The sequence below is a fragment of the Bradyrhizobium sp. PMVTL-01 genome, from assembly GCF_051861855.1.
In the GTDB taxonomy this organism is placed as follows: Bacteria; Pseudomonadota; Alphaproteobacteria; order Rhizobiales; family Xanthobacteraceae; genus Bradyrhizobium.
Window position 1 is genome coordinate 5,552,420 of the sequence record NZ_CP193982.1, and the last position, 11,939, is coordinate 5,564,358.

Sequence of the window (11,939 nt, forward strand, 5' to 3'; positions counted from 1 at the left end):
GGCAGATGATGATGACGTTCCAACATAATATCAAGGTGTTCTCGATGGCGGCAATTACAATTCTGGCTTCTGCATCGTTTGCGGCCGCGGAGCAAGGCGGAAGATATTGGACGCCGGCGGACGGGCAACAAGTCCAGTATAGGGCTGCGCACGCGAAACGACACGTGGCGAAGCCGGCAAGGCGAACGCAGGACGCCTTTGCCCATATGAAGGATTCGGCTGCACCGAAGGCAAAAGAGCATCATTTGATCCTGCAGGTAAACACCAATGACGCCCCGGCGATGAATCTTGCGCTCAACAACGCGACCAACGTGGCGCAATACTACAAGGACGCGGGCGAGAAGGTGAAGATCGAGGTCGTCACGTTTGGACCCGGGCTGCACATGCTGCGTGACGACACCTCGCCGGTAAGAGCGCGCATCGAGGAAATGGCTCTGAGCACGCCTGAGGTTTCGTTCAAGGCCTGCGGCAACACCCAGGAGAAGATGAAGAAGGCCGAGAACAAGGACATACCGATTGTTCGTCAGGCGGAGATCGTGAAATCGGGCGTCGTGCGCGTGATGGAACTGCAGGAGATGGGCTGGACCTACGTCAAGCCGTGACAGGTAAGTAGCGGCATGACGTCGGCGACCATCGCCGCGTCTAGGAGCATTTCCAATTCGCAGCGTCGAGCGCTGTGTCATTCACTGCTGAGAAAGTCATGCCGGAATCAGCCTGCACCAGTCTCGGGTTTCCTCCGGGCTCGCGGGTCCGGGTAAAGGCTGAAGCCGGCGCTCGCCTGGCTGGAAAGACCGGACGCGTCATCGGCAGCGGATTTTATCCGAAAAGCCTGCGCGTGGTTCTGGACGGATCGAAGGTTCCAATCACGCTGCACGTGAACTATGTGGCACCCATCGATGACGACATCGACCCGGTGAAACCGGATTGATGGATGAGTCAAGATCGGCCCCTGATCAAATCCCGTTCCAAGATCATTCCAATTCGATCGAGAGAAGTGGGGCCGCCATTGAACGACATCACCTTTCCTGTCCGGTAATTACCTCGCGTCCGTCAACTGAGTCGCGACGCCACAGGTTGGCCGGGCATCAGTGACTTGAGCTTCTTGGCAGCACGGATGACGAGGCCCAGGGGAGCTGGATTGTTCAGCCGGCAGAAGGCGACCTTCTTCACACGATCCTCGACGTGCCACTTGGCATGTGCACCAGTGCGGAACAAGATCACGTCGCCGGCACCATAACGCGCCGGGGGTGCACCATCGACCTCGAGCATGATTGATCCTTCCAGGATCACGACGGTCTCGTCGAAATCGTAATGCCAGTTGAACTTGCCTTCGGTGCAGGACCAGATCATGGTCCACGCGGTCTTGCACGCGCTCTTCGACACCAGGTGCGAACGAGCTTCCGGGTGGCCTTCAATGATCCACGACGGCTCGATGGGTGACGGCTTGAGTTCAACCGTCTCGCAATGTGCCGCTTCAACAAGTTCGCGCATCTCCGCCTCAACTGCATCATTCGCTTTGTTTGATGGGCATTTGATCCCTCTCTTGCCCGCCTCGGCATATTCAGGCCTCCGTCGAAGCCCGTGAAGATGCCGACTTGTCGCACTCCCCGCGTCTATGAGCACCATTACGAGGTACCTCGGCCCGGCAGGTTCGCGGACGGTGTTTTGCGCTGCTTTTGACAGCTCCGCTCTCCCGGATGTTGCTGGCAATGCGTTTTTTCCACGCCGCGCATCGCGTGGCTACCACCGCTATCTCAAAGACGGTGCTTGCCAGCGGATATGCTCGTTACGGCAGATTGTCGCGCAGAAAAATGTCGATGCGGATCCGCTCCTGGTCGGGGCTGATAGGCTCGCCCGAGCAATGCGCGAGCAGGACGCGCGCCGCGGAACGTGCTTCGTGGCCGGGATCCTGGTTGATGATGGCATCCAGCGTGCCGCGGACCAGGAAGCGCCGCGTGTGCTGGGTCAGTTCATGGGTGATCCAGACCACCTCGCGCGCGCGTCCCGAGGCCTCGAGCGCAGCGGCAATGCCGCGGTTCCCGGCCCCGCAGCAATAGATGCCGCGGAGATCGGCATGGCGCACGAGCAGCGCGGCCGTGAGCTCCCGCGTGCGGTCGCTGTCGTCGCGCCCCTCGAGGACCGGGAGCGCGCGCAGGTTTGGATATTCACTGGAGAGAATCTGGTGGAAGCCGAACTGCCGCTCGGTGTGATCGCGCAGCGACAACGATCCGGCGATCACCGCAACCGTCCCCTCGCCGCCGGCAAGGAAACGTCCCATCAGCGTAGCCGCGGTGCGGCCCGCGGCCGGATTGTCTATTCCGACGTAATGGAGGCGGCGCGCGCTCGGCGCGTCCGACACAAGGGTCACCACGGCGACCCCGCGCGATGCGAGCTCGTCGATCGCGGCGCGTACCCTGGGATGGTCGAGCGCGATGACGGCCACGCCCTGATAGGCCGGCGAGAGCGTCTCCAGCGCGCCGGCGAGCACGTCCGGATCGAACACGTCGACATGGAGGATATCGATGAAGCCGCGCTGGCCGGCGAGCCACTCCGCGGTGCGCCGGACCTGCTCGGTCAGGTTGGTCATGAAGCTGTTGCTGCCGCTCGGCAGCACGAAGGCGAAGCGGAAACTCTGACCACGCGCTAGCCGCGCCGCCGCGACGTCGGCACGATAGCCGAGTTTCGCCACCGCAGCCTCGACACGGGCGACCGTCTTGGCGCGCACGCCCTCGCGCCGGTTGACGACGCGGTCGACGGTGGCGAGCGAAACGCCGGCCGCGCGCGCGACATCCTCGAGCGTGGCGCGAACGACCGGCTGGGCCGCGCCGGCTGTCATTCGCGCGCCGCCCACAACATGCCGCGGATCATCAGCGTTCGGATCTCCGGCACGTCGAGCTCGTAGGCGCGGTGGCCGAGCGAGGAATAGAACACCCTGCCCTCGCCGTAGCGCTTCTTCCACACCACGGGCATCACCACCCCCTCGATCCAGGGTGCGTGCTCTCCGGTGAAGGTCGTCGTCGCCAACACCTCGTTGGCGGGGTCGACATGCATGTAGTACTGCTCTGAACGATGCTCGAAACTGTTGAGACCCTTCATGATGGGGTCCTCCGGCTTCGTCAAGTCGACCTTGTAGTCGATGATGTTGCCGGGATGGGCAACCCACTGCCCGCCGCACAGGAACTGATAATCGACCGAATCGCGAAACGCATCGCACATCCCGCCATGGTGGCCGGCGAGCCCGACGCCGCTGCGCACCGCCGCGCAGAGATTGAGCGCCTCCGCCTTCTCGATCTTCGACATGGTGTAGATCGGGATGATCAGCGACAGATCGTGGATCGCGTCATCGGCGAACGCCGCCGTCGTGGTCTCGATCCGCACCTCGAAGCCCTCGGCCTTCAGCCAGCCCCGGATCATCGACGCACAGAGATCGGGATCGTGACCCGGCCAACCGCCCCAAACAATCATTGCCTTGCGCATGTCTCTGTCCTCAGTCGATCTGTCCGGTTTCGCGTCCGGCCGGCAACATCGCCGGCCGTTCGACGCGGCTTTCGATTTTGACCCGCCGCCCTTCGTCGGCGGAGGTCAGGAACGCCTCCATCACCTCCAGCACGTGGAAGGCAAGCGCGCCGCTGGCACGGTGCGGCCGGTTGGCCAGGATCGCGGAGGCCATGTCGGCGACGCCGATGGAGCGGAATTCGCCCTCGACGTGACCGTGCGTGAGCGGCACCGTCTCCCACTCACCGCCGGTCCTGGCGACCTGCACTTCGCCGCCGAAGCGGTTCGGATCCGGCACCATCATGCTGCCCTTGTCGCCATAGATCTCGATCGGCGCATGCCGGTGCTTCGGGACATCGAAGCTCATCGCGATCGACACGACCGCCCCGCTTTCGAATTCGAGCGTGCCCGCGACATGGGTCGGCACCTCGACGGGGATCAGCGTCCCGTTCATGGGCTGACTGGTGACCAGCCGCTCCGATCGTGGACGCGCCGTCGAGCCCATCACGCTCGCGACCGGTCCGAGCAACTGCACGAGATCGGTGATGTAGTACGGCCCCATGTCGAGCATCGGCCCGCCGCCGCGCAGATAATAGAAGCCCGGCGCCGGATGCCAGCGCTCGTGACCGGGGCAGCCGAAGAAGGCACTGCCCGCCACGGGCGTGCCGATCGCGCCGTCGTCAATCAGCTTGCGCGCGGTCTGATGCCCGCCGCCGAGGAACGTGTCGGGCGCGCAGCCGACGCGAAGGTTCTTCTGCGCCGCAAGGTCCATCACCTTGCGCGCTTCGGTGACGTTGATGCCGAGCGGCTTCTCCGAATGCACGTGCTTGCCGGCGTTCAGCACCGCAAGGCTGACGTCGGTGTGGGCCAGCGGCACCGTGAGGTTGACGACGATCTCGACGTCGTCGCGCCTCAGCAATTGATCGACCCGCATCGCCGACAGCCCGAAGGCGGCGCCCTGACGCTCCGCGGCGTCGCTGCGCATGTCGGCGAGTGCCTTGATCTCGAGGACGGGGAAGCGCTGGGCCGCCTTCAGATAGGCGGTACTGATATTGCCGCATCCGACGATTCCGATGCCTATTTTTCTCATTATGATCTCCGTGAGATGCCGTTCAGCCCTTGACCGCGCCCGCGGTCAGGCCGGCGACGATGTGCTTCTGCGCCAGAAGGAAGAGAATGACCGTCGGCAGGATCGTCAGCGTGATGAAAGCGAGGATCAGGTGCCACTCGGAGGAATACTCCCCCTGATAAACCATGATGCCGAGCGGCCAGGGATAGAGCGCATCGGTGTTCAGCATCACCAGCGGCAACAGATAGGCGTTCCAGCTGTTGACGAAGGTGATCGTGCCGACGGTCGCCAGGATCGGCCTCGACAAAGGCAATGTCACGTAGCGGAAGAACTTGATGTAGCTGCAGCCGTCGACCAGCGCAGCCTCCAGCAGCTCGTAGGGGATGTCCTTGAAGAAACGGCGCAGCAGCAGCACGCTCATCGCCAGGCTGAAAGCCACCTGCGGCAGCGCCACGCCGAAATAGGTATCGAGCAGCCCGAGATCGCGCACCTTGATGAAGAGCGGCAACACCGCGGTCGCGGCGGGGAACAGCAGGCCAAGCGTCAAATAGCTCAGCAACATCGAGCTGCCGTAGAACCTGACATGGGCGAAGGCGAAGGCCGCCATCGAGGCCACCACCAGGGTCAATGTCACCGCGAGCGCCGAGATGATCAGCGAGTTACGCAACAGCTGCCAGTAGCGCGCGGAGAACAGGATGTCCGCATAATTCTGCCACTCCCAGTGCTGCGGCAGGCCGAACGGATTGACGCGCAGTTCGCCGAGCGATTTGAACCCGCCGAGCACGGTCGCGAGCAGCGGCACCAGCACGAACACTGCGATGGTGGCGAGGAACAATGCCTTGAACAACGCCGCAGGATCGAACGGCGCGCGGTTAGTGCCGGTCCTACTCATCGCGCATGAACCATCGCTTGTAGGTGAAGGCAAAGGTCACGCAGATCACGAACAGAATGACGCCGATGGCGCTGCCATAGCCGACCCGCATCCGGGAGATGCCGTTGTTGTAGAGGAAGCTCACCATCGTGTTGGAGGAATCCGCAGGCCCGCCGCGCGTCAGCGGCATGACGAGATCGAACAGCTGCAGCGAGCCGATGATGGCGAAGAATACGGAGAGCCGGATGGTCGGATAGAGCAAGGGGATGACGACGTGGCGCAGGGTCTGCGTCCGGGTCGCGCCGTCGATGCGCGCAGCTTCGACCAGGCTCTTGTCGAGGCTCTGAAGCGCCGCGATGAACAGCATCATGTGGAAGCCGAAATATTTCCAGACGATCACGATCAGCACCGCCAGCATCGCGGTGTCGGTCGAGGCCAGCAGGTGGGGCGGCTCGGCCCCGAAGGTGCGCCAGATCGAGGCGACAAGACCGTAATCGCCGTCGTAGACGAAGCTGAAGATCAACCCGGTCGCGATCTCGGCCAGGATGTAGGGCATGAAGAACAGCATGCGCAACGCCACCGCGCCACGAAAGCGTTCCGCGAGCATCAGGGCGAGAGCGAGCGCAAGGGGCAGCTGGATCGCAAGCGAGACTGCGATGATCAGCCCGTTGTTGCGCAAGGCGAGCCAGAACGCACGCGTTTCCAGCACGAACCGGTAATTGTCGAGGCCGATCCAGTTGGTCGGCCTGCCGAACCCGTTCCAGTTGAAGGCCGAGTACCACGCCGCTTCGCCGATCGGCAGCACCACGAACAGCGTGAACAAGAGCAGTGCCGGCGGCAGGAACAGGATCAGGACCGTGAAGCGGCCGTCCCAGCGCGGGCCGCGGACCGCGATCGGCGCGAACGATGCCTCTACAGCGCCGATGGCCGGCGAGCCCGCGATCCGCCGGGCCACTTTCAATTGCCCTGCTTCCAGGCCGCCTCGATCGCTTTCGCAGCATCCTGCGGGCTCATGCTGCCGCCGGCAATCTCGGCGGTGACGTCGTTGACGACGCGGCCGACCGAGGGGCCGAGGCTCTGGTCATAGAAGTTCTGGTGATAGTTCGACTTCGCCAGATTGGCCGCGATCAGCTTCATGAAGGAATTGTTGAGGCCGGCATCGGCGCCCTGTACCACCGGGATGATGAAGTTGCCCGCGGCCAGCCGCGTCTGCACGTCCCTGGAGACGAAGTATTTCAGGAAGTCGACCGCCTCCTTCGGCGACCCTTTGGTGATCAGCCAGCCGGTGATGCCGCCGAGCGTGTCAGTCGGGGCACCCTTGCCGCCTGACACGACCGGGAAGTCGAACCAGCAGATCTTGTCCTCGGAGAGGCCCGTCTTGTCGGCGGCGAGCGCGCGCTGCAGATGATACACGGTGCTGATGGCGAGCGTCATCGCCGCCTTGCCGTCCCCGAAATAGCCGACCGCCTGCGGATTTTTGAAACCGAGGAAGCCGTTCTGGAACGGCTGGAGATCGACGAGCTGCTTGAACAGCTCGCCGGATTTCTGGAAGGTCTCGCCGGCGAAGCCGCCATTCTCGCCGCGCAGCGCCGCGTCGAAGGCCGGCTTGCCGCCGATGCGCACCGCGAGATGCGTCCAGTAGAAGTGCAGCGGCCATTTGTCGGCGCCGCCGACCACGATCGGCGTGACGCCGGCGGCTTTGAGTGTCTTCACCGCTGCGAGCAGATCATCCCAGCTCTTGATAGCGCCGGGATCGACCTTCGCTTTCGCCATCAGTTCCTTGTTGCAGAGGAAGCCGACCTGCGACAGCGCGGTCGGCACACCATAGACACGGCCGCCGCTCGTGAAGGCAGCGAGCGCGGCCGGTGTGAGGCTGTCGCTGTAACCCTTGACCTGATCGGTGATGTCGTCGAGGACGCCGGCCTCGATCTGCGTCTTCAACACCCCGCCGGCCCAGCTGTAGATGATGTTGGGCCGATCCTTGGATTGCAGGATCGTCGGCAGCTTGGCCTTGTAGGCCTCGTTCTCGAGGAATTGCATCTCGACCTTGACGCCCGGATGCGTCGCCTCATAGCTCCGCGCGACTTCCTCCCAGATTTTCACCTGGGCCGGGTTGGCCTCGATGTGGAGCCATTTCACTGTTGTGTCGGCTGCGGCCAGATGGGCCCCGAGCAGGCATGCGGCGGCGGCGAGTCCCAGCTTCCCGAGCAGCCTCATCACATTCCTCCCAAGCTTGTTCTATTTCTTTGAGTGCAATCCTGCCTTCAATTTTTGAGGTACGCAACTAAAATTCTGATCTATGAACCTCACAGCGGAAATGACTATGATTTCCGGAGGCAAACGGCGGCGGCGCTTCGCGCGGTCCGCAAGCAAGTCGAGAGGTATCCATGGCCGCCATCTATTCTGACCTTGCCGGCCAAGGTCGTTCTCGTCACCGGCAGCGCATCGGGAATTGGCGCTGCGATCGTGCATCGCTTCGCGCAGCAAAAGAGCAAGGTCGTGTTCTTCGACATCAAGGCCGACGAAGGCCTTCGCCTCGCACGCGAATTGTACCGCCAGCAAATCGGGCGTGGTCGGTCTCACGCGCTCTCTGGCGCGCGATTACGGCCCGTTCCATATCCGCGTCAACGCGATAGCACCGGGCTGGATCATGACCGAACGCCAGCTCGAGAGATCGATGACGCCACAGGGCGAGGTCGAGCCGATGCAGCCGGCAGTGCCTGATGCGCAGGCTCGTCCCCGACGAGGTCGCGAAATTCACCGTGGTTCCTCGCCTCCGATGAAGCCTCTGCCTGCACCGTTCAACACTACGTCGTCGATGGCCGCTGGGTGTGACATGCTTGAGACCGGTCGCAGCCCCGTGACGCGAACCGGGAGCCGCGGATCCCTCCCACTGCATTGATCTCCCCTGCTGCGGCGCGAAATCATCTGCGCCGCAACATTCAAAAATGAGACTGCCCGTCAAACCGAGCGAGGCGTCCGCACGTGAACCGCATTCGACTTCGGCTAGCTTCCTTCCAAAGCCGCGGGCCGCTCGACAGCCACGGGCGACGCGCCGATTTGGCGCGGCAACAAATCGACGACACAGGGAGGAGCACAATGTCGAAATGCAGTATCGGACTGCTCGCGCTGAGCAGCCTGTTTCTTTCAGGCGCGGCGATTGCCCAGGAAAAAATCAAGGTGGGCGTCACCGCGACGCTCGAAGGGACCTACACGGTGCTCGGCGAGGACGGCATGCGCGGCCACCAGACGGCGATCAGCGTGCTGGGCAAGAAGATCGGCGACAAGGAGCTTGAATTCATCGTCGCCTCCACCGACGCGACCCCGGACTCCGCCGTGCGCGCGGTCCGCAAGCTGATCGAGCAGGACAAGGTGCAGATCCTCCTGTCGCCGCTCTCCGGCGACGAAGGCATCGCGGTGAAGAACTTCGCCAAGACCCATCCCGAGCTGACCTTCATCAACGCGGCATCGGGCGCGCAGGAGACCACCTATGTCGACCCTGCCCCGAACTTCTTCCGCTACAACATGGACGGCGCGCAGTGGCAGGTCGGCCTCGGCAAATACGCCTATGACGAGAAGAAATATCGCAAGATCGCGACCGTCGGCGAGGACTATTCCTTCATCTACACTCAGGTGTTCGGGCTGGTGCTCGAGTTCTGCGGCATGGGCGGACAGGTCACCAACCGGCAATGGGTGCCTCTCGGCACCAAGGACTTCGCCTCGGTCATCGCCGCCCTGCCCGACGACGTCGATGCGATCTATCTCGGGCTCGGCGGCGCGGATGCCGTCAACTTCCTGAACCAGTATCAGCAGGCCGGCGGCAAGGCGCATCTGATGGGCGGTTCCATCATGATCGACCAGACGATCTTGTCGTCGAAGGGAAACGCCAAGAATGCCCTCATCGGCACCATCGCGGCGAGCGGCCAGGCCGACACCTGGGAGGACCCGGGTTGGCAGAAATTCGTGAAGGCCTATCAGGACGCCTTCCCTCCGAACAAGCGCTTCCCGAGCCCGTCGTTGCTGGCCACCAACTATTATGGCTCGACCATGGCGCTGATCCTGGCGCTGCGTGAGGTCAACGGCGATCTCAGCGACAACCAATCGAAGTTCAAGGCTGCGCTGGCGAAGATCGAGATCGATGCGCCGAACGGCAAGATCAAGCTCGACTCCAACCGCCAGGCGATTGGAACCAACTTCGTGACTGAAGTCGTCGACGACGGCAAGGGCGCGTTGTTCAGCAAGGTGGTGAAGGTGATCCCGAACGTGAATCAGACACTCGGCTATGAACCGGCGGTGTTCTCCAAGATCGGATTGCCGAGCCGCACCGTGCCGGAATGTAAGAAGTATTGACGTATCACATCGGCAGTGCGCAACTGGGGAGCGACTTGCTGACGCGGCCGCTCTCCGCACTTGCATTCTCGGCAGCGTTGTTGAACGCTGGCTGAAAAGACAAGAACGTTCGGGAGGGGAAGGCATGAGCCGTGCGCTCGCCGTCTTCCACGGCCGCTTCGGCCGGGCGACGGTTTATCAGTTGAACCGCCCTTTCAATATTCACGCCCATCGCGAAGGTCATCTGATCTTCCATGTCGGCGGCATGCCGGCATGCATCGATGTTTGCGACGGACATTACCATCTCAACGAATCTTCCGTCGTCGCGGTCAATCCGTGGGAGCCGCACAACTTCCTGCCGACCGATCTCGATGGCGGTGCCATCTTCTTCGTGCTCTACGTCAATGCTGAATGGTTCGCGCCCGACGCCTCGGGCACCAACCGCATGCGTTTCGGCCGGACCCAGTTCAAGCGCACGCCCGCACTCGACAAGCACATCAAGAGGACCGCCGCGCTCGTGTGCGGCGCACCATCACTCTCCAGTCTCGATTCCGAGCTGAGGCGACTGATCGACATCTGCTACGACGAAAGCTGGCAGCAGGCCGAGATCGCGCGCGATCCGCGCGCAGCCGGCTCCGTTACCGATTTTCGCGTGCGCAAATGCATCAAGATGATGTCGGAGAGTCCCGGCGCCGAGATCGAGCTCGATACGATCGCCCGGGAGTCCGGCCTGTCGCGGCCACACTTCTACCGGCTGTTCCGCGTCCAGACCGGCGTCACACCGAACCTCTATCTCAACACGCTGATCATGGAACAGGCGCTCGAGGCGCTGGTGGCCAGCGAGACGCCGATCGCCGACATCGGCTTCGATCTCGGCTTCTCCTCGCAGAGCGGCTTCACCCGCTTCTTCGCCGCCAATGTCGGGATGGCCCCGACCGATTATCGTCGCGCGGCCAAGGTTTTGCGCGCCTGACCGCTGCACGAAAAGATACTCACGATCAAACGTCGCCCTCGCCGCGCGGCTAGGATGTCGGCAACGCGATCCCGAGATGATCGCGACCGACGGGAGCGCACGTCCATGGCAAGGCCTGCAGCCGCTATAGGGCTGTCCGACCTGCATTCAATGAATCATCGGCGTGCCGCCCGAACAAGCGGACGGCGCACATGAGCCGTTTCATCGAACGCCATCCAGCCTGGGCACTGATCACGATCATCGCCGGCGCCGTGCTACTCTGGCTGATCTTCGCGGTCTGGCCGCCGGGTCTCGAAGAGGCGATCGGCCGCAAGCGGGTCTTCCTCAACGCCGTCTTCAACGGGATCACGCTCGGAGGCCTCTACTTCCTCGTCGCCAGCGGTTTCACGCTGATCTTCGGCCTGATGCGCAACGTCAATCTCGCACACGGTTCGCTCTATCTGTTCGGTGGTTATGTCGGCTACGCCATCAGCACGGCGACCGGCTCCTGGATCCTCAGCTTCATCGTCGCCTTCATCCTGACGGCCCTCGTCGGCGTGCTGCTCCAGGTGATCGTGTTCCGGCGCATGGAAGGCCAGGACCTCAGGCAGACCATGGTGACGATCGGGCTGTCGATCGTGTTTGCCGATCTGATGCTGTGGGCCTGCGGCGGTGATTTCTACCAGATCCAGACCCCGAGCTGGCTGATCGGACCCGTGGATCTGCCGCTGGTCACGGCGGTGAAGTCCTCGGGCGAGCCGGTCTATCTCAGATATCCGATGGTGCGGCTCGTGATCTTCGTCGCGTCCGTGGTCATCGGCGTCGCGATGTGGCTCGCGCTCAACCGCACGCGGATCGGCATGATCATCCGCGCAGGTGTGGACGACCGTGATATCCTTGCCGCAACCGGTGTGCGCATCCAGCTCGTCTTCGTGCTGGTGTTCGCATTCGGCGCGGGGCTTGCCGGCATCGCCGGTGTGGTCGGCGGTACCTTCCAGTCCTTGTCGCCCGGGGAGGACATCCGCTTCCTGCTGGCCTCCCTCGTGGTCGTGATCGTCGGCGGCATGGGCTCGATCCCCGGTGCGGCGCTCGGAGCGCTGATCATCGGCCTCGCCGAGCAGCTCGGCTCGGTCTACATCCCGACCTACGCCATCGTCGTGACCTTCCTGATCATGGTGCTTGTGCTGGCGATCCGGCCACAAGGCCTGTTGGCGAGGCGCTGA

General features: G+C 63.0%; 13 protein-coding genes. 6 read left to right on the forward strand and 7 right to left on the reverse strand.

The genetic code is table 11. The annotated features are described in order from the left end of the window. The first annotated feature begins 8 nt into the window (after positions 1-8). A complete protein-coding gene (locus tag ACRQ5Q_RS27110; RefSeq protein ID WP_439375557.1) occupies positions 9-602 on the forward strand; it encodes a DsrE family protein in 594 nt (197 codons plus the stop codon). A gap of 98 nt (positions 603-700) precedes the next feature. After that, the gene (locus tag ACRQ5Q_RS27115; protein WP_439374639.1) at positions 701-928 is read left to right on the forward strand and encodes a hypothetical protein; all 228 of its coding nucleotides are present in this window, start codon (positions 701-703) and stop codon (positions 926-928) included. A gap of 122 nt (positions 929-1,050) precedes the next feature. Here the strand turns inward: ACRQ5Q_RS27115 and ACRQ5Q_RS27120 are convergent, their stop codons facing one another. The 7 genes from ACRQ5Q_RS27120 to ACRQ5Q_RS27150 all read right to left on the reverse strand — a co-directional run bounded on the left by ACRQ5Q_RS27120 (position 1,051) and on the right by ACRQ5Q_RS27150 (position 7,652). Further along, positions 1,051-1,491: a cupin domain-containing protein gene (locus tag ACRQ5Q_RS27120; protein WP_439399882.1), complete on the reverse strand. Its 441-nt coding sequence runs from the start codon at positions 1,489-1,491 to the stop codon at positions 1,051-1,053. Positions 1,492-1,786: 295 nt separating this feature from the next. Next, positions 1,787-2,836: a LacI family DNA-binding transcriptional regulator gene (locus tag ACRQ5Q_RS27125; RefSeq protein ID WP_439392940.1), complete on the reverse strand. Its 1,050-nt coding sequence runs from the start codon at positions 2,834-2,836 to the stop codon at positions 1,787-1,789. Then, positions 2,833-3,477 carry a ThuA domain-containing protein gene (locus ACRQ5Q_RS27130; RefSeq protein ID WP_439392942.1) on the reverse strand — a complete coding sequence of 215 codons (645 nt, stop codon included), beginning with the start codon at positions 3,475-3,477 and terminating at the stop codon, positions 2,833-2,835. The genes ACRQ5Q_RS27125 and ACRQ5Q_RS27130 overlap by 4 nt, the downstream gene beginning before the upstream one ends. Before the next feature lie 10 nt (positions 3,478-3,487). Continuing rightward, positions 3,488-4,585 (reverse strand): Gfo/Idh/MocA family protein, encoded by a 1,098-nt coding sequence (locus tag ACRQ5Q_RS27135; RefSeq protein WP_439392944.1) that lies wholly within the window; start codon positions 4,583-4,585, stop codon positions 3,488-3,490. A gap of 22 nt (positions 4,586-4,607) precedes the next feature. Beyond that, positions 4,608-5,456: a carbohydrate ABC transporter permease gene (locus ACRQ5Q_RS27140; RefSeq protein WP_439374634.1), complete on the reverse strand. Its 849-nt coding sequence runs from the start codon at positions 5,454-5,456 to the stop codon at positions 4,608-4,610. Further along, positions 5,449-6,390: a carbohydrate ABC transporter permease gene (locus ACRQ5Q_RS27145; RefSeq protein WP_439399883.1), complete on the reverse strand. Its 942-nt coding sequence runs from the start codon at positions 6,388-6,390 to the stop codon at positions 5,449-5,451. Before ACRQ5Q_RS27145 ends, ACRQ5Q_RS27140 begins: the two co-directional genes overlap by 8 nt. A gap of 2 nt (positions 6,391-6,392) precedes the next feature. Further along, complete coding sequence (locus tag ACRQ5Q_RS27150; RefSeq protein WP_439392946.1) at positions 6,393-7,652, reverse strand: extracellular solute-binding protein; 1,260 nt, start codon at positions 7,650-7,652, stop codon at positions 6,393-6,395. 352 nt (positions 7,653-8,004) lie between these two features. Here ACRQ5Q_RS27150 and ACRQ5Q_RS27155 point away from each other — a divergent pair, with 352 nt between their 5' ends. The 4 genes from ACRQ5Q_RS27155 (at position 8,005) to ACRQ5Q_RS27170 (ending at position 11,939) form a co-directional block, all read left to right on the forward strand. Beyond that, the gene (locus tag ACRQ5Q_RS27155; RefSeq protein ID WP_439392948.1) at positions 8,005-8,337 is read left to right on the forward strand and encodes an SDR family oxidoreductase; all 333 of its coding nucleotides are present in this window, start codon (positions 8,005-8,007) and stop codon (positions 8,335-8,337) included. A gap of 197 nt (positions 8,338-8,534) precedes the next feature. Beyond that, the gene (locus ACRQ5Q_RS27160) at positions 8,535-9,785 is read left to right on the forward strand and encodes an ABC transporter substrate-binding protein (RefSeq protein ID WP_439374631.1); all 1,251 of its coding nucleotides are present in this window, start codon (positions 8,535-8,537) and stop codon (positions 9,783-9,785) included. A gap of 124 nt (positions 9,786-9,909) precedes the next feature. Further along, a complete protein-coding gene (locus ACRQ5Q_RS27165) occupies positions 9,910-10,737 on the forward strand; it encodes an AraC family transcriptional regulator (RefSeq protein WP_439392950.1) in 828 nt (275 codons plus the stop codon). Between the two features lie 191 nt (positions 10,738-10,928). Beyond that, a complete protein-coding gene (locus ACRQ5Q_RS27170; RefSeq protein WP_439374629.1) occupies positions 10,929-11,939 on the forward strand; it encodes a branched-chain amino acid ABC transporter permease in 1,011 nt (336 codons plus the stop codon).

What these genes read in the sequence shown, in the direction of transcription:
- ACRQ5Q_RS27115 (WP_439374639.1), top strand. Translation starts at nt 701, where the DNA reads ATGCCGGAATCAGCCTGCACCAGTCTCGGGTTTCCTCCGGGCTCGCGG.
- ACRQ5Q_RS27130 (WP_439392942.1), bottom strand. Translation starts at nt 3,477, where the DNA reads ATGCGCAAGGCAATGATTGTTTGGGGCGGTTGGCCGGGTCACGATCCC.
- ACRQ5Q_RS27120 (WP_439399882.1), bottom strand. Translation starts at nt 1,491, where the DNA reads ATGCGCGAACTTGTTGAAGCGGCACATTGCGAGACGGTTGAACTCAAG.
- ACRQ5Q_RS27160 (WP_439374631.1), top strand. Translation starts at nt 8,535, where the DNA reads ATGTCGAAATGCAGTATCGGACTGCTCGCGCTGAGCAGCCTGTTTCTT.
- ACRQ5Q_RS27140 (WP_439374634.1), bottom strand. Translation starts at nt 5,456, where the DNA reads ATGAGTAGGACCGGCACTAACCGCGCGCCGTTCGATCCTGCGGCGTTG.
- ACRQ5Q_RS27150 (WP_439392946.1), bottom strand. Translation starts at nt 7,652, where the DNA reads ATGAGGCTGCTCGGGAAGCTGGGACTCGCCGCCGCCGCATGCCTGCTC.
- ACRQ5Q_RS27135 (WP_439392944.1), bottom strand. Translation starts at nt 4,585, where the DNA reads ATGAGAAAAATAGGCATCGGAATCGTCGGATGCGGCAATATCAGTACC.
- ACRQ5Q_RS27170 (WP_439374629.1), top strand. Translation starts at nt 10,929, where the DNA reads ATGAGCCGTTTCATCGAACGCCATCCAGCCTGGGCACTGATCACGATC.
- ACRQ5Q_RS27125 (WP_439392940.1), bottom strand. Translation starts at nt 2,836, where the DNA reads ATGACAGCCGGCGCGGCCCAGCCGGTCGTTCGCGCCACGCTCGAGGAT.
- ACRQ5Q_RS27110 (WP_439375557.1), top strand. Translation starts at nt 9, where the DNA reads ATGATGACGTTCCAACATAATATCAAGGTGTTCTCGATGGCGGCAATT.
- ACRQ5Q_RS27165 (WP_439392950.1), top strand. Translation starts at nt 9,910, where the DNA reads ATGAGCCGTGCGCTCGCCGTCTTCCACGGCCGCTTCGGCCGGGCGACG.